16 protein-coding genes are annotated in these 20,022 nt (G+C 74.9%); 10 read left to right on the plus strand and 6 right to left on the minus strand.

Annotated elements, in window-relative coordinates; translation table 11 throughout:
* The first annotated feature begins 5 nt into the window (after positions 1-5).
* A complete protein-coding gene (locus FHU37_RS24325; RefSeq protein ID WP_179816810.1) occupies positions 6-1,553 on the plus strand; it encodes an acyltransferase family protein in 1,548 nt (515 codons plus the stop codon).
* 39 nt (positions 1,554-1,592) lie between these two features.
* Here the strand turns inward: FHU37_RS24325 and FHU37_RS24330 are convergent, their stop codons facing one another.
* The gene (locus tag FHU37_RS24330; RefSeq protein WP_179816811.1) at positions 1,593-2,240 is read right to left on the minus strand and encodes a TetR/AcrR family transcriptional regulator; all 648 of its coding nucleotides are present in this window, start codon (positions 2,238-2,240) and stop codon (positions 1,593-1,595) included.
* Between the two features lie 202 nt (positions 2,241-2,442).
* Here FHU37_RS24330 and FHU37_RS24335 point away from each other — a divergent pair, with 202 nt between their 5' ends.
* On the plus strand, positions 2,443-2,904 hold the full coding sequence (locus tag FHU37_RS24335) for a nuclear transport factor 2 family protein (protein ID WP_179816812.1): 462 nt from the start codon (positions 2,443-2,445) through the stop codon (positions 2,902-2,904).
* A gap of 119 nt (positions 2,905-3,023) precedes the next feature.
* Here the strand turns inward: FHU37_RS24335 and FHU37_RS24340 are convergent, their stop codons facing one another.
* Positions 3,024-3,767, minus strand: a complete 744-nt coding sequence (locus FHU37_RS24340) for an SAM-dependent methyltransferase (RefSeq protein ID WP_312892833.1) — start codon at positions 3,765-3,767, stop codon at positions 3,024-3,026.
* A gap of 244 nt (positions 3,768-4,011) precedes the next feature.
* Between FHU37_RS24340 and FHU37_RS24345 the strand changes: the two genes are divergently transcribed.
* The 7 genes from FHU37_RS24345 (at position 4,012) to pcrA (ending at position 14,370) form a co-directional block, all read left to right on the plus strand.
* Positions 4,012-5,916 carry an ABC-F family ATP-binding cassette domain-containing protein gene (locus FHU37_RS24345; RefSeq protein WP_179816814.1) on the plus strand — a complete coding sequence of 635 codons (1,905 nt, stop codon included), beginning with the start codon at positions 4,012-4,014 and terminating at the stop codon, positions 5,914-5,916.
* A 771-nt stretch (positions 5,917-6,687) separates the two neighbouring features.
* The gene (locus FHU37_RS24350; protein ID WP_179816815.1) at positions 6,688-8,628 is read left to right on the plus strand and encodes a PspC domain-containing protein; all 1,941 of its coding nucleotides are present in this window, start codon (positions 6,688-6,690) and stop codon (positions 8,626-8,628) included.
* On the plus strand, positions 8,615-8,845 hold the full coding sequence (locus FHU37_RS24355) for a hypothetical protein (protein WP_179816816.1): 231 nt from the start codon (positions 8,615-8,617) through the stop codon (positions 8,843-8,845). Before FHU37_RS24350 ends, FHU37_RS24355 begins: the two co-directional genes overlap by 14 nt.
* A complete protein-coding gene (locus FHU37_RS24360) occupies positions 8,842-10,218 on the plus strand; it encodes a PspC domain-containing protein (protein WP_312892834.1) in 1,377 nt (458 codons plus the stop codon). The genes FHU37_RS24355 and FHU37_RS24360 overlap by 4 nt, the downstream gene beginning before the upstream one ends.
* Positions 10,218-11,048, plus strand: a complete 831-nt coding sequence (locus FHU37_RS24365; RefSeq protein ID WP_218904779.1) for a LuxR C-terminal-related transcriptional regulator — start codon at positions 10,218-10,220, stop codon at positions 11,046-11,048. The genes FHU37_RS24360 and FHU37_RS24365 overlap by 1 nt, the downstream gene beginning before the upstream one ends.
* A 191-nt stretch (positions 11,049-11,239) precedes the next feature.
* Positions 11,240-11,593 carry a hypothetical protein gene (locus tag FHU37_RS24370; RefSeq protein WP_179816817.1) on the plus strand — a complete coding sequence of 118 codons (354 nt, stop codon included), beginning with the start codon at positions 11,240-11,242 and terminating at the stop codon, positions 11,591-11,593.
* 101 nt (positions 11,594-11,694) lie between these two features.
* Entirely contained in the window at positions 11,695-14,370 is a 2,676-nt protein-coding gene (gene pcrA, locus FHU37_RS24375; protein WP_179816818.1) for a DNA helicase PcrA, read from the plus strand.
* Between the two features lie 77 nt (positions 14,371-14,447).
* Here the strand turns inward: pcrA and FHU37_RS24380 are convergent, their stop codons facing one another.
* The 3 genes from FHU37_RS24380 to FHU37_RS24390 are packed head-to-tail and all read right to left on the minus strand — an operon-like array spanning position 14,448 to position 17,328.
* Positions 14,448-15,074, minus strand: a complete 627-nt coding sequence (locus FHU37_RS24380) for a GerMN domain-containing protein (protein ID WP_179816819.1) — start codon at positions 15,072-15,074, stop codon at positions 14,448-14,450.
* Entirely contained in the window at positions 15,071-16,642 is a 1,572-nt protein-coding gene (locus FHU37_RS24385; RefSeq protein ID WP_312892835.1) for a sensor histidine kinase, read from the minus strand. Before FHU37_RS24385 ends, FHU37_RS24380 begins: the two co-directional genes overlap by 4 nt.
* Positions 16,639-17,328, minus strand: coding sequence for a response regulator (locus FHU37_RS24390; RefSeq protein WP_179816820.1), 690 nt, complete (start codon positions 17,326-17,328; stop codon positions 16,639-16,641). Before FHU37_RS24390 ends, FHU37_RS24385 begins: the two co-directional genes overlap by 4 nt.
* Positions 17,329-17,441: 113 nt before the next feature.
* On the opposite strand from FHU37_RS24390, the gene FHU37_RS24395 reads away from it, so the two are divergent.
* Positions 17,442-18,380: a DUF3152 domain-containing protein gene (locus tag FHU37_RS24395; protein ID WP_179816821.1), complete on the plus strand. Its 939-nt coding sequence runs from the start codon at positions 17,442-17,444 to the stop codon at positions 18,378-18,380.
* Positions 18,381-18,455: 75 nt separating this feature from the next.
* Here FHU37_RS24395 and FHU37_RS24400 read toward each other — a convergent pair whose 3' ends face one another.
* Positions 18,456-19,748, minus strand: coding sequence for an acyltransferase family protein (locus tag FHU37_RS24400; protein ID WP_179816822.1), 1,293 nt, complete (start codon positions 19,746-19,748; stop codon positions 18,456-18,458).
* Positions 19,749-20,022: the final 274 nt, after the last annotated feature.

Consider the following 20,022-nt stretch of genomic DNA (forward strand, 5'->3'; position numbering starts at 1 on the left):
GGGTCATGAGTGAGGCAATATCCGCCCGCGCGCTGGCCGACGCCACTCCGGCCGGGCGCGACCGGGTCGTGGACCTGTTGCGGGTGGCGTCGCTGGCCGTGGTGATGCTCGGCCACTGGATGATGGGCGCCGTCTCGGCCGACCCGGACGGCCGGGTGGAGATCGGCAACATGCTCGCCGTCTACCCCAGCCTCCAGCCGCTGACCTGGCTCTTCCAGGTCGTCCCGGTCTTCTTCTTCGTCGGGGGCTTCTCGCACGCGCTCGCCTACCGCTCGGCCCGCCGCCGAGCCGGCGGCGCCGGACGCGGCGCCTACCCGGCGTTCCTGCGCGCCCGGCTCCAGCGTCTGCTGCGGCCGACGGCCCTCTTCGTCGGCGTCTGGCTGGGACTGGGACTCCTGCTCGCCCTCACCGGGCTGGACGGCCAGGGGGAACTGGGCCGCGCCGCCGCCCGGCTGGCCGCCCAGCCGCTCTGGTTCATCGGGATCTACCTCGCCATGGTGGCGCTCACCCCGCCCATGCTGCGGCTGCACGAACGCTACGGGGCGGCCGTGCCGGCGGCGCTGGCCGGCGCGGCGCTCACCGTGGACGTGCTGCGGTTCGCCGTGGGCGTGCCCTACCTGGAACTGCTCAACTTCGCCTTCGTCTGGCTGGCCGTGCACCAGTTGGGCTTCCTGCGCGCGGACGGACGGCTGGGCGGGCGCGGGTGGCGGGTGCCGGCTCTCCTCGCCGGGGGCGGGTTGCTGGCCGCCGTGGCCCTGGTCACCATCGGGCCGTATCCGCTCTCCATGGTGGGCATGCCGGGCGAACGGGTCTCCAACATGGCGCCGCCCACGGCAGCCCTGCTGGCCCACGCCGTGTGGCTGGTGGGCGCGGCGGAACTGCTGCGCCGGCCGCTGGCGGCCTGGGTGGCCCGGCCGGGCGTGTGGCGCGCGGTGGTGGCGGCCAACGGCGTCGCCATGACGGCCTTCCTGTGGCACCTGACGGCCCTGCTGGCCGCCTCCGGCGTGGCGCTCGCCGTCGGTCTGCGGTTCCCGGATCCCGGGACGGCGGCCTGGTGGCTCCAGCAGCCGCCGCGGCTGGTGGCGGCGGCCCTGCTGACCGCGGCCCTGGTGGCCGTCCTGCGCCGCGCCGAGCGACCGCCGGCGGCGTCGGCGCCCGCGACTGCTGCGACTGCTGGGCCTGCCGGGTCTGCCGGGCCTGCTGGGCCTGCCGGGCCTGCTGGGCCTGCCGGGTCTGCCGGTCCTGCCGGGTCTGGGGCAGCCGGGGCGCCTGGGGTTGTCGGGGCGGCTGGGGCGGTGCCGTCCGGACGGCCGCGCGGTGTCCGCCGGCGCGGCTGGGTCGCCACGTTGGGCATCGTGCTGGCCCTGCTGGGCGTCCTCGGGGTCTCGCTGGTCGGGTTCGGCGGGCTGACCGAGGGGCACACGGCCGTGCTGATCGCCGTTCCGGTCACCGCCCCGGTCGCCGTGGCCCTCACCCTGGCGGGCTGGCTCCTGGTCGAGGCCGCCGGTGCCCGGGCCGTCCGGGTGGCGACCCGGCCCCGGCTGGGCGGCTGAGCGGGTCGTTCGGGGATTGCGGGCGGCGTCGGCGGTGGCCTAGTGCGTGGCCGCCGCCGACGCCGCGTCGTCCTTCGCGGTGTCGGCGTTGTCGGCGGTGTCGGCGCTCTTCGCGTTGTGCGCGCCGCTCGTCGCCGCGAGGAGTGCGCGGGCGGCCTCGGCGGCCTGGCGGGCGGGCTCGACGCTGTCCTCCACGGCGGCCGTCACGATCGCGCCCTCCACCAGGAGCAGCAGTTGGGCGCCGACGGGTTCGGGCGCCGGGTGGCCGGTGCCGCGGACCAGTGAGACCAGGTAGTCGCGCAGACGCTGCTTGTGGCGGCGGGTGGTGCGGGCCACGCCCGGGTGGACGTCGCCCATCTCGCCGGTGGCGTTGAGGAAGGCGCAGCCGCGGAAGTCCGGTTCCGCGAACCAGCCCTCCAGCCAGTCGAAGACCGCGTCCAGGCGGGCCTGCGGGTCGGTGCCGCTGGCGTCGACGTGCGCGTGCAGGGACTGCGTCCAGCGCTCGTCGCGGCGTCGCAGATACGCCTCGATCAGGTCGTCCTTGGAGGGGAAGCACTGGTAGAGGCGCTTGAGGGACACCCCGGAGGCGGCGCGGATCCGGTCCATGCCGACGGCGCGCAGCCCGTGCCGGTAGAAGAGGTGTTCCGCCGCGTCCAGTGCCCGACGGGTGGCCTCGGTGTCGTCCACGGAACCGCCTCTTTCGCTCTCGCGCCGTCCTCCCGCGGTGCCGCCACCGCCGTTGCGGGTGGGCGGGCCGCGCGATGCGGACACCCTAGCCCTTGACCGGAGAACGAGCGTTCTCTAGGGTCGGCGTCAGCACGGGAGAATGATCGTTCTCCAGTGTGCCGGACGTGCCGGCCGCGCCCACGCAAGCCGAAGGAGCCCCACGATGACCACGGACCGCCCGCCGCTGCCCCCGTTCACCGACGCCACGGCGCGCGCCAAGGTGCAGGCCGCCGAGGACGCCTGGAACACCCGCGATCCGGAGCGGGTCGCCCTCGCCTACACGGCGGACTCGGTGTGGCGCAACCGCGACGTGTTCCTCACCGGCCGGGCCGAGATCGTCGACTTCCTGCGGGCCAAGTGGGAGCGCGAGCTCGACTACGCGCTGCGCAAGGAGCTGTGGGCGTACGGCGACGACCGGATCGCGGTCCGCTTCCAGTACGAGTGGCGCGACGCGTCGGGCGCGTGGTGGCGCTCCTACGGCAACGAGCTGTGGGAGTTCGACGCGCACGGGCTGATGCGGCGGCGGGAGGCCAGCATCAACGACGTCGCGATCACGGAGTCCGAACGGCGCATCCACGGCCCCCGCCCCGCACACGAGCGGAACGTTCCGCTGCCGCTGCGCTGACCGGCGGCCCGCTCCGGGCCCGGTCGGCGCCCGGCCCGCCCTGCCCGGCCCGCCCGGCCCTGCTTGGCCCGCCCGGCCCTGCTTGACCCGCTCGGCCCCGCTCGGCCCGACCAGCCCTCTCAGCCCACGGGGCGGAGCACGAAGACGCCCCAGCCCAGGTAGCGCCGCTGGTAGGCGAGGTGGGAGCGGCGGGCGCGATCCAGGACCCCGCGCATCGCCGGGGCGTCCGGGTCGTCGGGGTGCTCCCGCAGCCAGTCGCTCATCGTCCACCACTGCGTGGCCATGTAGCGGTCCCAGCTGTCCGGGTCGGCCAGCACCATCTCCAGCAGTTCCACGCCGGCCGCCTCGAAACGGTCCAGGGTGCCCTCCAGGGTGGCGCAGTCGTCCCGGGCGAGTCCCAGCGCCTCAGGTGCGGCCGGAGGGGGCTCCTCGGTCCAGTACGGCTCACCGACCAGCAGCAGCCCGCCCTCGCGGAGCGCCGGGCGCATCAGCTCGATGGTGCCGGTGAGCCCGCCGCCGATCCAGGTGGCGCCGACGCAGGAGACGACGTCGTAGCCGCCCGGCTCCGGCCGGTAGGCCCCGGCGTCGCCCTGCTCGAACCGCACCCGGTCGGTCACCCGCAGCTCCGCCGCCCGCTCCCGGGCGGCGGCCAGGAACACCTCGCTGAGGTCGACGCCCACGCCCGTCGTCCCGTACCGGGCCGCCCAGGTGCACAGCATCTCGCCCTTGCCGCAGGCCAGGTCGAGATGGCGGGAGCCGGCGGCGGGCGAGACGATCTCGCCCAGCAGATCGAGCTTGGCCTGGTCGAAGGGGTTCAGGATGCGGTTACGGGCCTCGGAGATCTCGTGGAACCTCAGTGACACGGTGCGGTGCCTTTCGTGGGCGGGTCTCGGTGGGCGTGGGCGGTCCGCCGGCCGCGGCATCCTCGCGTGGACGCTCCCGCGCCACAACCGAATTTGGCCGCCGGCGCCCGCTTCGTCCGGCCGTCGACCCGTCGCCGCCCTCGCTCCGCGCCCTCCGTCCCTCGCTCCGTCCTCGCCCCGCCGCGGTCATCCCCTCGCGCCGACTACCCTCGGACATCGACCCAACCGCGTGAGCTGGAGTGAGATGGCCGCCAATCTTGTCAACCTTGAAGCCGTCGGGAAGTCCTACGTCACCCGCACCCTGCTGGACGGCGTGTCCCTCGGCGTGTCGGAGGGCGACCGGATCGGCGTCGTCGGCCGCAACGGCGACGGCAAGTCCACCCTGGTGAAGATCCTGGCCAAGGCCGAGCCGGCGGACTCCGGCCGGGTCACCCACTCCGGCGGGCTGCGGCTCGGCATGCTCGCCCAGGGCGACGCCCTCGACCCGGCCGCCACCATCCGCGCCGAGGTCCTCGGCGACCTCGCCGACCACGAGTGGGCCGGCGACGCCAAGGTCCGCGACGTGCTCACCGGCCTGTTCGGCGGCCTGGACCTGCCCGGCTTCCCGCAGGGCCTGGACACCGTGATCGGCCCGCTCTCCGGTGGCGAGCGCCGCCGGATCGCCCTGGCCAAGCTGCTCATCGCCGAGCAGGACCTGATCGTCCTGGACGAGCCCACCAACCACCTCGACGTCGAGGGCATCACCTGGCTCGCCCGCCACCTCAAGGGCCGTCGCAGCGCGCTTGTCGTGGTCACCCACGACCGGTGGTTCCTGGACGAGGTCTGCACCCGCATGTGGGACGTGCAGCGCGGTCGCGTCCACGAGTACGAGGGCGGCTACTCCGCCTACGTCCTCGCCCGCGCCGAGCGCGAACGCATCGCCGCCACCGAGGAGAGCAAGCGGCAGAACCTGATCCGCAAGGAGCTGGCGTGGCTGCGCCGAGGCGCGCCGGCCCGCACCTCCAAGCCGCGGTTCCGCATCGACGCCGCCAACCAGCTGATCGCCGACGAGCCGCCGCCGCGCGACTCCTCGGAGCTGATGCGCTTCGCCGGAGCCCGGCTCGGCAAGACCGTCTTCGACCTCGAGGACGTGCGCGTGGAGGCGGGGAGCAAGGTCCTGCTCGACCACCTGACCTGGCAACTCGGCCCCGGCGACCGGATCGGCCTGGTCGGGGTGAACGGCGCCGGCAAGACCTCGTTGCTGCGCGCCATGGTGGCGGCGGCGGAGCGGGAGGAGCAGCCGGCGGGCGGTCGCGTCGTGGTGGGCAAGACGGTGCGACTGGCCTACCTGTCGCAGGAGGTCGCCGAGCTGGACCCGACCTGGCGGGTGCTGGAGTCGGTGGAACGCGTGCGCCAGCGGGTGGACCTCGGCAAGGGCCGGGAGATGACCGCGAGCCAGCTGTGCGAGCGCTTCGGTTTCACCGGCGAGAAGCAGTGGACGCCCGTCGGCGACCTGTCGGGTGGCGAGCGGCGGCGGCTGCAGCTGCTGCGGCTGCTGATGAACGAGCCGAACGTGCTGTTCCTGGACGAGCCCACCAACGACCTCGACATCGAGACCCTGACCCAGCTGGAGGACCTGCTGGACGGCTGGCCGGGCTCGATGGTGGTGATCTCCCACGACCGCTACTTCATCGAGCGCACCACCGACCGGGTGCTGGCGCTGCTCGGCGACCGGACGCTGCGGATGCTGCCCGGTGGCATCGACGAGTACCTGGAGCGCCGGAGCCGCGCGGTGGCCGGAACCGGCCGTCCGGCGGCGGGCGGGGGAGCCGGGGCGGCGAGCGCCGCTGGGGCCGCTGGTGGTTCTGGGGCCGCAGGGGCCTCCGGGGCTGGTGGGGGCTCTGGTGCTTCTGGGGTCTCCGGGGACGGGGGCGTGGCCGCGCCGCCGCGCCGGAGCGCGGGGGAGATCCGGGCCGCGCAGAAGGAGCTGCAGCGCATCGAGCGCCGGCTGGACCGGATCAGCGAGGAGGAGGCGCGGCTGCACGGCGACCTGGCCACGTACGCCACCGACTTCGAGAAGGTCGCCAAGCTGGACGCCGAGCTGCGGACCCTCGGGGACGAGCGGTCGGAGCTGGAGTCGCGCTGGCTGGAGCTGGCCGAGGACGTCTGAGAACGGGCCGCTCTGCCTGCGGGGCTGCCGGGTTCGGGCCTGTCGGCGGGTTCGGGCCTGTCGGCGGGAGGCCGGGCTGCTGGGTGGTGGGCCGCCTCGGGGTTTCGGCTCCCGGGCTGTCTCGGGGTTTCGGCTCCCGGGCTGCCTCGGGGTTTCGGCTCCCGGGCTGTCTCGGGGCTTGCCGCCGGGCCTGCTGCGCGGGTGCTGGCCGGCTTGCCTCGGGGGTTCGGCCGCGGGGTGCCTTGGGACAGGCCGGCGCCGGGCTTGCCGCGCTGCTGGTGGCGGGGCTGCCATGGGGTTGTCTCCGGGCACGTCGCGGGGCTGGTGGCGGGGCTGCCTTGGGTTGTCTCCCGGCTCGTCGCGGGGCTGCTGGCGGGCTGGGCCGGCGGTTGGCCCACCGCCGGCCCAGCCCGCCAGCTGTCCACAGGCGGCCGAAGCCTCCTTGCGCTGGCTCCTCTCCGTCCGCTACCTCTGGGAGAAAAGGGGCGGTGGGTTTTCCACAGGCGGGTGGACCCCTCTTGTGCCAGCCCTTCTGCCTCCGCTACCCCTGGGTGAAAAAGGGGTGGCGGGGTTATCCACAGGCGGGCGGAACCCCCTTGCGCCGTCCTCCTGACCTCCGATACCCCTGGGGCAAAAGGGGCGGCGAGGTTTTCCACAGGTTCCGCGACCCCCCTTGCGGTGGCGACCTGGGGCGGGGTAGGGGAAGCGTCAGGGTGATTCCAGGGCCCTTCCCCATGGGATCGGAAGACCATACGGACAACCATGGGAAACATGAGCTACGACGTCCCTGGAGGCCGCGGCCCGCGGATGGACGCCCCGGGTGACGGCACGGGCGCCCCGGCGCCCGGCGTCGCCTCGGCGCCCGGCGAACCAGGCGGACGGCAGGGGCCAGGAGGCCCCGGCGGCCCGCACGGCTCCCAGGGCCACCACAGCCCCCCGGGCCCGCACGACCCGCACGGCCCCGGCGGCCCCCAGGCCGCCCCCCGGGGCGGCGCGGGCGCGCCCGGCCCGGCCGGGGGCGGACGGCCGCCGTTGCGGCGGTACACCCGTGACCAACTGTTGGGCGGCGTCTGCGCGGGCCTCGGCCGCCACCTCGGCATCGATCCCGTGGTCTTCCGCGTCGTGGTCACCGTGCTGGCCATCTTCGGCGGCATCGGCCTGCTCGCCTACGGCCTGTGCTGGCTGTTCGTCGCCCCCGAGGACGGCGGGCCGACGGAGGCGCGCCGGCTGGCCTCCGGCCAGCTGGACCGGGACTCCGGCCTGGCCCTGGCCGCCACCGCCCTGGGGGCCGCCGCCGTCTCCGTGCAGTCCGGCAGCGGCGGACACGTGCCGCTGGTGCTGGCGCTGGTCGCCGGCTCCCTCGGCTACGCCCTGTGGCGCAATCCCAAGCTGCGGCAAGGTCTGATGGGCTGGGTCCCGCCGGAGCCGAAGGCCCCGCCGTCGAAGGTGGACGCGCCGGAGTCGTGGTGGAAGAAAGGGCTGAGCGCCCACACGGGCGCGGAGGAGCCCCCCGCCGGCCAGGCCCCCGGACAGCCCGGACAGCCCGGACAACCCGAACAACCCGGCCAGGCCGGGCAACCGGAACGCCTCGGACAGGCCGCCCCGTGGTCGGACGGAGCTCCGTCGGCCACGGGGCAGCACGCCGTCGCGTCCGGGGCGACGGCCGTCGGCGCCACCGCCGCTCCCCGGCTCGGCGCGACGGCCGCCGCGGGCCCGGAGCCGGGCACGGGCACGGGCACCGCGACCGGTCGGCCCCTGGGCGTGTACGACCCCGACTACACCGGCCCGGTCGACCCGGCCGAGCTGGGCCGGGGCGGCGCACCGGTCGGCACCGCTGGTCGCCCGACCGCTAGCGCGACCTCGACTACGACCCCGCCACCGCCGACCACCGGGCCGGCGCCGGACGGCACCTGGGACCTGGCGCGGCTGCGCCCGGGACCGGGCCAGCCGGGCCAGCCGACCGGAAAGCCGGGCCAGCCGCCGGGTTCCGGTCCCTGGGGCGGCGCCGACCCCTGGGGCGGCGGGGCCGGCCCCGGTCGCGGGGGCGTGCCCCCGTACCAGCGGGAGCGGTCCCTGCTGGGGGTGGCCACGCTCTGCCTGGCGGTCGCCGTGGGCGGCGTCGGCTACGCCGTCGCGCAGGCCGCGGCGGCCACCGACACCGCGATCACGGTCGGCCTCGCCGCCGCGCTGGTGGTGCTCGGCGTCGGGCTCGTGGTGGGCAGCCGGTACGGCAGCGCCCGCGGGCTCTCCGGGCCGGCCGTGCTGCTCACCGGCGCGCTGCTGCTCGCCGAACCGGTGGGCGTCGTCGCCGACCACGGGGTCGGCAGCCGCGAGTGGGCGCCGCCGAACGCGGCCGCGGTCGACCCGCAGTACCGGCACGGCATCGGCACGCTGGACGTCGATCTCAGCGAGGTGCGGCCGCGGGACGGCGCACTGCGGGTGGACGCCCGCCTGGACGTGGGCGTGCTGACGGTGACCGTCCCGGAGAACGTGCGGGTCGTGGTGGACAGCAGCTACCGGCTGGGCGGTTCCTCGATCGGGGGACGGTCCACGGACAGCGGCGACGGGGAGGCCTTCGTCGCGGGCACGGTGGTGGAGAGCCACCGGACGGAACTGCTGCCCGAGGACCCGTCCGCGGCCGCGGGCGGGACCATCGAACTCGACCTGAGCGTCGGGATGGGAATGATCGAGGTGCACCGTGCGCCGGCATGACATCGAGCCCTTCGCCCTGCTGAGCGGCGTGTTCTTCGTGCTGTTCGGAGTCGCCTACCTGCTGGGGCTGGCCAGCGGCGTGGACATGGAGTGGCGGTTCTGGCTGCCGGTGGGCGTGGTGTGGCTGGCCCTCGCCGGCTGTGTGGGCGCCGTCACCGGCATGGTGCGGGCCGCGCGGCGCAGACCGGGCCGCGGGGGGAAGCGGGGGACGGCGTGACACAGGACGGCAAGCCAGGCGGCGCCGGCGCCTTCGGGGGCGTGGGCGCCGCCGGCATGGGTGCCACCGGCAAGGGCAGCACCGGCACGGCCCCCGGCACCGGCACGGGCACGGCCTCCGGCACGGGCGCGGCCTCCGGGCCGCCGGCGGACGGCGCGGCCTCCGGCACGCCGCGGGACGGCGAGCCGCGCCGGCTCTACCGCAGCTCGCACGGGCGGATCGTGGGCGGCGTGGCCCAGGGACTCGCCGCCCATCTCGGCCTGCCGGTGGTGTGGGTGCGGGTGACCTTCGCCATCCTCGGCATGTTCAACGGCATGGGCCTGCTGCTCTACGCGGCCTTCTGGGCGTTCGTGCCGCTCGGCATGGACGACGAGACGGTCGGCCGGGACGCCGCCGACCGGGAGGGTCCGCCCCGCCGGCACCTGCTGCTCGGCGGGATGCTGCTGCTGGTCGTGCTCACGGTGGTGACCCGGTTCGCGTTCGGCCCGTCCTACCTGCTGCCGCTGGTGATCGCCGCGGTGGGCGTGATCATCGTGTGGCGGCAGGCGGACGACGTCCGCCGCGACCGCTGGATGCACATCGGCGCCACGCACGCCGGGGTCCGGGCCATCCGCTCGGTGCTCGGGGCCGGGCTGCTGCTCGCCGGCGTGATCGCGTTCCTGGTCATGCAGGGCAGCGGACGCTACCTGGTGCAGGTGCTGGAGGCGTCGCTCGCCATCGTCGTCGGCCTGCTGCTGCTCGCCGGCCCCTACCTGGCCCGGTTCGCGCAGGAACTCGGCGCGGAGCGCCGGGCCCGCATCCGCGCCCAGGAGCGCGCCGAGGTCGCGGCGCACGTGCACGACTCGGTGCTGCACACCCTCACCCTGATCCAGCGCCACGCCGACGACCCGCGCGAGGTGCTGCGGCTGGCCCGCTCCCAGGAGCGCGAGCTGCGCGCCTGGCTGTACCGTCCGGACGGCGACACCACCGCCGAGGAGGGCCCGAGCACGCTGGCGGAGGCCGTCCGCGCGGTCGCCGGCGAGGTGGAGGACGCCCACGGCGTGCAGATCGAGGTGGTGTGCGTCGGCGACTGCCCGCTGGACGAGCGGCTGGGCGCCCAGCTCCAGGCGGCGCGCGAGGCGATGGTGAACGCGGCCAAGTACGGTGGCAGCGAACCCGTCCAGGTGTACGCCGAGGTGGAGGAGCGCGAGGTGCTGATCTTCGTGCGCGACCGCGGCCCCGGCTTCGACCCGGACACGGTGCCGGAGGACCGGCTCGGCGTGCGCGAGTCGATCATCGGGCGGATGCGCCGCAACGGAGGCACCGCGCGGGTGCGCAGCACCCCGGGTGAGGGAACCGAGATCGAGCTGGAGATGGAGAGGGCGGTCGCCTGATGGACCACAACACCTCTGGGCGGCCGGCCCAGTCGCCCCGGCCGGGAGCGGCCGGCGAGCCCGCCGGGGACGCCGGCGCCCGCCGGCGGGTCCGGGTGGTGCTGGTCGACGACCACCGGATGTTCCGCACCGGGGTGCGTGCCGAGATCGGGGAGACCGCGCGCACCGGGGTGGACGTGGTCGGCGAGGCCGCGGACGTGGAGCAGGCGGTGGCCGTGGTGACCGGCACCCGGCCGGACGTGGTGCTGCTCGACGTGCACCTGCCGGGCGGCGGCGGGGTGGAGGTGCTGCGCCGCTGCGCCCCGCTGATGGGCGGCCCCTCCGCGGGCCCCGCGGGCCACGGCCTGCCGGGCGGCCCGGGAGCGGCCGGTGCCGGCGGTGCCGGCGGTGGTGAGGGAGCGGTCGAGGAGACGCCGGTGCGGTTCCTGGCGCTGTCGGTCTCCGACGCGGCGGAGGACGTCATCGGCGTGATCCGGGGCGGCGCGCGCGGCTACGTCACCAAGACCATCACCGGGCCGGCGCTGATCGACGCGATCTTCCGGGTGGCGGACGGCGACGCCGTCTTCTCGCCCCGGCTGGCCGGCTTCGTGCTGGACGCCTTCGCGGCGAGCGACACCCCGCCGGTCGACGAGGACCTCGACCGCCTCACCCAGCGGGAGCGCGAGGTGCTGCGGCTGATCGCCCGCGGCTACGCCTACAAGGAGGTGGCCAAGCAGTTGTTCATCTCGGTGAAGACGGTGGAGAGCCACGTCTCGGCGGTGCTGCGCAAGCTCCAGCTCAGCAACCGCCACGAGCTCACCCGCTGGGCCACCGCCCGCCGCCTGGTCTGAGCGCCCCCTGGTCCGAGCGCCGCCCGGTCCGGCCGCTGCCGCGGTCGAGTGCGGCCGGCGGCGGGCCGGCCGGGGGCTGGGGTGGTCGGGGCTGGGGTGGGGGCGGCCACGGGCGGCCGGGGCGGCGGTCCTAGGATCGGGTCGCCGAAGCGGCACCCGTGCATCCCTTCCCAGAGCGGAGCCCGTAACCCATGGACGTCGCGGTCGATATCTTCCTGATCCTGCACTTCATCGGCATCGCCAGCCTGCTCGGCGGCTTCCTCACCCAGATGCGGGCGATGCGCACCGGCGAGGTGCGGGTCGTTCCGGCGATGGTGCACGGCGCGCTCACCATGCTGGTCACCGGCCTCGTCATGGTGGGTCTGCGGCAGGCGGACGGCGCCGAGGTCGACAACTTCAAGATCGGCGTGAAGACCGCCGTGCTGCTGGCCATCCTGGTCCTGGTCTGGCTCAACCGGGACAAGGAGCGGGTCTCGCCCGGCGTCCTCGGCGCCATCGGCGGCCTGACCGTGGTGAACATCTGCGTCGCGGTCCTGTGGAACTGACGGTCCCGGCACCGGAACCGACCGGCCACCGGGGCGGGCCACCGGGGCGGGCCGCCGAACCCGGCCGGGAGGTCGGCCGGACGGCCTAGACTCGGTAGGCGATGAGCACCCTCTTCGACGACCTCGCCTTCCCCGAGCCGCCCCGGGACGAGCCGGCCTACGACGGCCCGCACGGCGGCCCCCACGACGACCCCGAGGCCTCCGGCGCCCCGCCCGAGGGGCCGGAGGCGGGGTGGGGGCCGGAGCCCGCCGAGGCGCTGGACGAGGTGATCCCGGACGACCTGTTCGGCGACGAGTGGACCCTGCCGGCGCACCACGACGCCGTCGAGCGCGACGCGTACCACCGCAACGGGGCGCCGCGCACCGTCACCGACCCCGAGCAACTGCTCGACGGCCTGAACACCCAGCAGCGCGCGGCCGTGCTGCACTCCGGCTCCCCGCTGCTCATCGTGGCCGGCGCCGGCTCCGGCAAGACCCGGGTGCTCACCCACCGGATCGCCCACCTGCTGGCCGCGCGCGGCGTGCGCCCCGGCGAGATCCTGGCGATCACCTTCACCAACAAGGCCGCCGGCGAGATGCGCGAGCGCGTCGAGGAGCTCGTCGGCCCGCGCGCCAACGCGATGTGGGTGTCGACCTTCCACTCCGCCTGCGTGCGGATCCTGCGCCGCGAGGCCAAGCACCTCGGCTTCTCCTCCAGCTTCTCCATCTACGACGCCGCCGACTCGCAGCGGCTGATGGCGCTGGTCTGCCGCGACCTGGACCTCGACCCCAAGCGCTACCCGCCCAAGGCGTTCACCGCGAAGATCTCCAACCTCAAGAACGAGCTCATCGACGAGGAGACCTTCGCCGCCACCGCCTCGGACGGCTTCGAGAAGCAGCTCGCCGAGGCCTACGCGCTCTACCAGCGGCGGCTGCGCGAGGCCAACGCGCTGGACTTCGACGACATCATCATGACCACGGTCAACCTGCTCCAGGCGTTCCCGGACGTGGCGGAGCACTACCGGCGCCGCTTCCGGCACGTGCTGGTGGACGAGTACCAGGACACCAACCACGCCCAGTACCTGCTGGTGCGCGAGCTGGTCGGGGGCGCCGTGGGGCAGGCCGCCGCCGACGGGGCCGGGACGGCCCCGGGCGCCGTGCCGCCCGCCGAACTGTGCGTGGTGGGCGACGCCGACCAGTCGATCTACGCCTTCCGCGGCGCCACCATCCGCAACATCCTCCAGTTCGAGGAGGACTACCCCAACGCCACCACCATCCTGCTGGAGCAGAACTACCGCTCCACGCAGACCATCCTCACCGCCGCCAACGCGGTCATCGAGCGCAACGCCAACCGCCGCCCGAAGAACCTGTGGACGGACGCCGGGGCCGGCAAGCGGATCACCGGCTACGTGGCCGACGGCGAGCACGACGAGGCGCAGTTCGTCGCCGACGAGGTGGACCGGCTCACCGACGCCGGCGAGGCGCGCCCCGGTGACATCGCGGTGTTCTACCGCACCAACGCCCAGTCCCGGGTCTTCGAGGAGGTGTTCATCCGGGTCGGCCTGCCCTACAAGGTGGTCGGCGGGGTGCGCTTCTACGAGCGCAAGGAGGTCCGGGACGTCCTGGCCTACCTGCGGGTGCTGGCCAACCCGGAGGACACCGTGCCGCTGCGCCGGATCCTCAACGTGCCCAAGCGCGGCATCGGCGACCGGGCCGAGGCGATGGTGGACGCCCTGGCGCTGCGCGAGCGGATCTCCTTCGCGCAGGCGCTGCGCCGGGTGGACGAGGCGTACGGCATGGCGGCGCGCTCGGTGAACGCGGTCAAGCGGTTCAACGAGCTGCTGGAGGAGCTGCGCACCGTCGCCGAGTCGGGCGCCGGGCCGGCGACCGTCCTGGAGGCCGTGCTGAACCGGACCGGCTACCTCGCCGAGCTGGAGGCGTCCACCGACCCGCAGGACGAGACCCGGGTGGAGAACCTCCAGGAGCTGGCCGCGGTCGCCCTGGAGTTCGAGCAGGCCGCGGCGGCCGAGGGACGGGGCGCGGGGACGCTCGCGGAGTTCCTGGAGCAGGTGGCGCTGGTCGCCGACTCCGACCAGGTCCCGGACGCGCCCGACGAGGAGGGCGCCGACCAGGGCGTGATCACCCTGATGACGCTGCACACCGCCAAGGGGCTGGAGTTCCCGGTGGTGTTCCTCACCGGCATGGAGGACGGCGTCTTCCCGCACCAGCGGGCGCTCGGCCAGACCAAGGAGCTGGAGGAGGAGCGCCGGCTCGCCTACGTGGGCGTGACCCGGGCCCGGGAGCGGCTGTACCTGACCCGCGCGGCGATGCGCAGCGTGTGGGGGCAGCCCTCCTACAACCCGCCGTCCCGCTTCCTTGAGGAGATCCCGGCCGAGCTGGTCGACTGGAAGCGCACCGGCGCGGCGGCCGCGCCGCCGCCGATCACGGTGGGCGCCTCCTCCGGCGGGTTCGGCGGCTCCGGGTTCGGCGGTGGCGGTTTCGGCTCCGGCGGTTCCGGGGGTTCCGGCGGTGGCGGGCGGCGGTCCGGCCGGACGGGCGGCGGGCGCTCCGGCGGCGGCCGGGCGGGCACCTCCAGCGGGTTCGCCACCGGGCGGGCCACCGAGCGGGAGCCGGTGTCGCTGGCGGTCGGCGACCGGGTCAGCCACGACTCGTTCGGGCTGGGCACCGTGGTCAGCACCCGCGGCTCGGGCAGCAACGCCGAGGCCACCATCGACTTCGGCGGCGACCAGGGCACCAAGCGGCTGCTGCTGCGCTACGCCCCGGTGGAGAAGCTGTAGCGGCCCCTGCCCGCCCCCGGCCCTGACCGGGGGCGGGGGCGGGCAGGGGGCGGCGGGGCCCCGGCCGGCGGAGCCGGCTACCAGGTGGCGCCCCCGACGCCCCAGCCGTCCCCGGGCGACGTGGGGTCGGCGAGTCCGGCGGCCGGGCAGCCGTCTCCGGACCGTTCGACGGTTGCGCCGTCGGGGCGCACCACGATCACCCGTGGCGGCCCCTGCTCCCAGGCACGCTGCCGGTGGGCGGCGGCGGCCGTGCAGACCAGTTGGTCGACGGCGGTGTCGCTCAGCTCGGTGGGGGACGGCAAGAACTCGACGGTGACCGTGGCGCCCTCGGTCTGGATCGCCGGCGCCGCCAGGAGGGGCGGCAGCTCCGTGGTCAGCCCCTGCCCGCTCTCCTCCCCGTCCGGCCCCTCCAGCAGCGAGCGCACGGCCGTGTCGATCCCGCTGGTGGCCGGGGCGTCCCGCGCCATGGCCAGCAGGGCGCCGTCCAGGACGAAGTAGAGGGTGAGCACCCGGGACGCGGCGGACGGCTGCGGGCCTTCGGTGGGGGCGTCGGTCGCGGCCGGGGGCAGCACGCCGGTCGCGGGCAGCCCCGCGCCCACCACGCCGGTGGCGGGAATGCCGCAGCCGGACAGCAGGAGGAGCGGGGGCGCGAGCAGCGCCGCCGCGGCGGTCACCGGCGACGCGCGCCGCGGCCCCCGGGTCACGGCCGCCCTCCCTCGGCCGTTCCCCCGGCTGCTTCCCCGGCCGCTCCCGCGGTGGCGTGCGGCGGCTCGTGGTCCGGCAGCGGGAGGACGACGGTGAAGACGGCGCCGCCGTCCGGCCCGTTGGCGGCGTGCACGGTGCCGCCGTGCAGGCGGACGTTCTCCGCCGTGATGGCGAGCCCGAGGCCGCTGCCCTCGGAGCGGGTCCGGGCGGCGTCGGACTTGTAGAAGCGCTCGAAGACGTGTGGCAGCGCGCTGTCGGGGATGCCCGGTCCGCCGTCGCGCACCTCGATGACCGCCTGCCGGACGGCTCCCCCGCCCGGGCCGGTGCCCCCGCCCGGGGCGGCGCCGGCGGGGTGCCCCCGGTACAGCCGCACGCGGACCGGCGCCGCACCGTGGTGCAGGGCGTTGGCGACCAGGTTCGCGACGACGACGTCGAGGCGGCGCGGGTCGACCCGGCCGCGCAGCTCGTCGCGGGCGGGCAGGTCCAGCTCCACGGTGTCCAGCCAGCCGCGGGAGGCGAGGGTGCGGCGCACCGACTCGGCGAGGTCGATCTCGTCCAGGTGCAGGTCGGCCGCGCCCGCGTCGAACCGCGAGATCTCCATCAGGTCGTTCACCAGGCGGGTCAACTTGGTGGTCTCCTCGCTGATCAGGCGCACCGCCGTGGCGGTGTCCTCCTCCAGGCCGGCGGCGTCCTCGTCGAGCACGTCGGTGACCGCCGCCATGGCGGCCAGCGGGGTGCGCAGCTCGTGCGAGACGTCGGCGGCGAAGCGGCGGGCCCGTGCCTCCATGCGCCGCAGGTCGGCCATGGAGGCCTCCAGGGCCGCCGCGGTCTCGTTGAGGCTGTGCGAGAGCTCGGCGAGTTCGTCGGAGCCGCGGACGGTGAGCCGGGTGTCCAGGCGGCCCTGCGCGATGCTGCGGGTGGCCCGGCGCAGCGCCCGCACCGGCCGCAGCACGCCCCGCGAGGCCAGCAGGCCGAGCAGCACGGCCACCCCGAGGGCGGCCAGGGTGGCCCGTTCCACCGCGCTGACCAGGGCGTCGACGTAGCCCTGCTCCACGTCCTGCGGCACGACGAGGTAGACCTCGATCCCGGAGCGGCGCGGGGCCGCGCCCCTCGGACCCATGAAGGTGACCGGCGTGCCGACGACGAGTGTGGAGCGGCCGTCGCGGGAGACGCGCTGGAAGACGGTCTCCGTGCGGGAGCGCACGGCCTCGCGGAGGGCGGGGGTGACCTCCTCGAACGGGTCCGCGGGCCGTGAGGTGGCGCGCAGGTCCCGGTAGGTGGCGAGCAGGCGCCAGTCGCGCGCGTGCTCGGTCCGCAGGAGCTCGCTCACGAACGCGTCGAGGTCGGCCTGGTCCGGTGGAAAGGGGTAGGCGGCGGCGACGGTGCCGATCCGATCGCGGAAGTGGGTGATCACGGCGTCCTGGCTCTGCTGCAGGATTCCGGTGCGCGCCTCCCGGAGGGTCAGCGCGCCGGTGGTGACCGTGGCCACGGACGCGACCAGGATGAAGCCGACCACCAGTCGGACGCGCAGGCCGCGCAGGGCGCGCGGGAGCCGTGGCCGCCTCACCGGGCCGCGAAGCGGTAGCCGAAGCCGCGCACCGTCTGGATGTACCGGGGCTGTCCCGCCGGCTCGCCCATCTTGATCCGCAGCCGTTTGACGCAGGCGTCGACCAGCCGCGGGTCGCCGTGGTAGCGGTGCTCCCAGACGGCTTCCAGGAGCTGCTGACGGCTGAACACCTGGCCGGGGGAGGCGGAGAGGGTGAGCAACAGCCGCAGTTCGGAGGGGGCGAGCGGCACCGGCTCACCCCGGTGGCTGACGGTCAGCCCCACCCGGTCGATGACCAGCTCGCCGTGGGTCTCGGCGCGGGGCGCGTCGTGACCGGCCGGCTGGCCGTCCACGCGCCGCAGCACCGCGCGGATGCGCGCGTCCAGGACGCGTGCCTGGAGCGGCTTGACGACGTAGTCGTCCGCCCCGGCCTCCAGCCCGACGATGACGTCCGCGTCGTCGCCGCGGGCGGTCGCCATGATGATCGGGAGCTGGTCGTGGGCGCGTATCCGGCGGCACACCTCCAGCCCGGACACGCCCGGCAGCATCAGGTCGAGCACCACGACGTCCGGCCGGAAGGACCGCAGCTCCTCCAGTCCCTGTTCGCCCGTCCCGGCGGCGGCGACCTGGTGGCCCTGGCGCCGCAGCGCGAGCCGCAGGCCCTCCCGGACCGCGTGGTCGTCTTCGATGATCAGGACGCGTGGCATGGATTCAGTATCCACAGGGCGGCGGACCGGTCGTCCGGCCGCCGGAGGACCGTTACCGTTTGATCCCATTGCCATCTCCGGGTGGTCACACGGCCGGGCCACCCTGGGTGGCCATGAACGCGCACCGATCGACTACTCCACCGCCTGTGGCCGGCCACCGCCGTCGCCGTCGGCGGAGGCGGGCCCGTCGCGGGCGAGCCGGGACGCGCTCCCTGTGGACGGCGCTGGCGGCGGCGGCCGTGCTGCTGCTCGCCGGCGGTCTTGCCTGGCAGCGCCAGTCGCCTCCGCCGAGCGGCCCGGCCGGTTCCGCCGCGGCGCCCCCGGCGGGCTCCTCCTCAGCGTCGTCCTCGCCGTCCGCCGCCGCGCCCTCGGCCTCCGACTCGCCGTCCCCCACCGGGGCAGCGGCGGAGCCCTCCGGCGAGCCGGCAGGGCCGGAGCACTCCCCGGGGCCGTCGGCGGAGGGCTACCCGGACGTCGAATCGATTCCGCTGTCCGGGCCCGGGACGTTCACCGTCGCCGGCGGCGAGGGCGCCCACGTCGGCGGAACCGGCGTCATGCTCACCTACCGGGTGGAGGTCGAGGACGGCATCGCGATATCGGCGGCGGACGTCGCCGAGGAGGTGGAGAGCGTCCTCGGCAATCCCCGGGGGTGGATCGGCGACGGCCAGACGGGGTTCCGGCGGGTCTCCGACGACACCGCCGACTTCCGGGTGCGGCTCGCCACACCGGGAACGGTGGACCAGATCTGCGGCGAGTACGGCCTGGACACCGGCGGTGAGGTCAACTGCCGCGTCGGCCAGGACGTCATGGTCAACCTCAAGCGGTGGCTGCTGGCCACGGAGTACTACGCGGACGACGTGACCTCCTACCGCGCGCTGATCATCAACCACGAGGTCGGCCACTTCCTGGGCCACGGCCACGAGGGCTGCCCCGGCGAGGGCGAGCCGGCGCCGGCCATGATGCAGCAGATCAAGGGGCTGCACGGCTGTGTGACCAACGTCTGGCCGTACGACGAGAACGGCCAGCCGATCACCGGGCCCAGCGTCCCCTGAGGCACCGCGCGGACCGGGCGGCATCGGCCAGCGGCGCCCGGCGCGGCGGAGACGGCGGCGGAAGGCGCGTTCGGGTCAGGGGGCGGAGTGGGCGCGTCCGGCGCCGGCGCCGGCGTGCACCGGCTCGGGCTCGGTGGCCTCCTGCGGCCCGGGCGCGGCCCCGGTGGCGCCCAGCGGCTTCGCCGGCACCGGCTTCGCGGCAGGGGCGCCGCCGTCGGCGATGCTGGGGCGCGGCCGCATCATCTGCCGGCGCAGCGCCCGCCCGACCGGCCGTTCCACCAGCCGGTGCACCAGCCAGGAGAGCAGCATCAGGGCGGGCACCAGCCCGGCGACGATCGCCCAGGACGGGACGCGGTCGCTGAGGACGTGGATCACCGTCCAGCCGATGTTCTCGTGCAGCAGGTACAGCGGGTAGGTGATGGCGCCGGCCGTGGTGAGCCAGCCCCACCGCACGAAGTCCAGCTTGCCCAGGGCGACGAGCAGCACGAGCAGGAAGAAGGCGGTCACGAAGCCGAGCGCGACCTCCCAGGAGAGCTGGTGGCTGAGCGACTCCTGGGCCTGGTTGATCAGCGCCCAGGTGCGGTGCTGGGCGACCAGCCAGCAGAAGATCAGCAGCCCCCACAGCATGGGGTTGGGCCGGAAGCGGTGCATGAGGTACATCACCACGCCGGCGATGAAGAACGGCGCGTACCGGGGCTGGGCGAGCAGGTCGAGCAGCGGCAGCTCGGCCTGGTCGGAGAGCACCGAGGCGACCGCCCAGATGCCGCAGAAGAGCAGCACCCGCTGGTAGGTGGTGCCCATCGCGACGACGATCCCGAAGATCAGGTAGAAGCGCAGCTCCGCCCAGAGCGACCAGTAGACCCCGTCGATGTGCCCGACGTTGAAGGCTTCCTGGAACATCGTGAGGTTGCTGAGGACCAGGGTCAGCTCCGGCGGGTCGTACACCACCGGGGCGATGTTCATCACCGCGGTGGTGACGAGTATCGCGAGCCAGTAGGCGGGGAAGAGCCGGGTGACCCGGGAGACCAGGAACTCCTTGGGGGAGCGGCCCCAGCAGGACATGCAGATGACGAAGCCGCTGATCAGGAAGAACAGCTCGACGCCGAGGAAGCCGTAGGAGGCCGCGGCCGAGACGGGGGCCGGGAAGTGGTCGGCGGGGTCGCCGCCCCAGCCGGTGACGTCGCTGTTCGCGCCGTAGGCCATGTAGTGGTACGCCACCACCATCAGGGCGGCCACCAGGCGCAGCCCGTCGAGGGCGTACAGCCGGGGCGCGCCGCGGCCGGCGGAGCGTCCGCCGCCGGGGGCGGGGAGGCCGGCCTGCGGCGGGGTCGCGGTGTGTTCCTGGGCCGTGGGCGCGGTCGGCGGCATCGGTCCGGCAGCCTCCAGACGGACGGGCAACGTCGATTGGACGGCGTCCTGGTCGGTGTCTTACGTGCTCGGTCCGACTGGAAGGAAGGGGGTCGCCCGGAGAGACACAGTCACATCCCAGCCGTTATTAGCACGTTACCTGTCATACCCACGTATTCCGCAACCCCGCGCCATCAGTTTAGGGCGGAATGTCCGGTTTTGTGTGGATGTGAAGAGCATTCAATAAGGAGAGCCTCGGTCATCTGACCGAAGGCCCCGGTTACCGTACATGCAA

Source organism: Allostreptomyces psammosilenae, assembly GCF_013407765.1.
GTDB classification, from domain to species: domain Bacteria; phylum Actinomycetota; class Actinomycetes; order Streptomycetales; family Streptomycetaceae; genus Allostreptomyces; species Allostreptomyces psammosilenae.

Bases quoted from the DNA above. Each gene is read 5' to 3' on its own strand.
- pcrA (WP_179816818.1), top strand. From the start codon at position 11,695: ATGAGCACCCTCTTCGACGACCTCGCCTTCCCCGAGCCGCCCCGGGAC.
- FHU37_RS24395 (WP_179816821.1), top strand. From the start codon at position 17,442: ATGAACGCGCACCGATCGACTACTCCACCGCCTGTGGCCGGCCACCGC.
- FHU37_RS24325 (WP_179816810.1), top strand. From the start codon at position 6: ATGAGTGAGGCAATATCCGCCCGCGCGCTGGCCGACGCCACTCCGGCC.
- FHU37_RS24390 (WP_179816820.1), bottom strand. From the start codon at position 17,328: ATGCCACGCGTCCTGATCATCGAAGACGACCACGCGGTCCGGGAGGGC.
- FHU37_RS24365 (WP_218904779.1), top strand. From the start codon at position 10,218: ATGGACCACAACACCTCTGGGCGGCCGGCCCAGTCGCCCCGGCCGGGA.
- FHU37_RS24335 (WP_179816812.1), top strand. From the start codon at position 2,443: ATGACCACGGACCGCCCGCCGCTGCCCCCGTTCACCGACGCCACGGCG.
- FHU37_RS24345 (WP_179816814.1), top strand. From the start codon at position 4,012: ATGGCCGCCAATCTTGTCAACCTTGAAGCCGTCGGGAAGTCCTACGTC.
- FHU37_RS24370 (WP_179816817.1), top strand. From the start codon at position 11,240: ATGGACGTCGCGGTCGATATCTTCCTGATCCTGCACTTCATCGGCATC.
- FHU37_RS24350 (WP_179816815.1), top strand. From the start codon at position 6,688: ATGAGCTACGACGTCCCTGGAGGCCGCGGCCCGCGGATGGACGCCCCG.
- FHU37_RS24400 (WP_179816822.1), bottom strand. From the start codon at position 19,748: ATGCCGCCGACCGCGCCCACGGCCCAGGAACACACCGCGACCCCGCCG.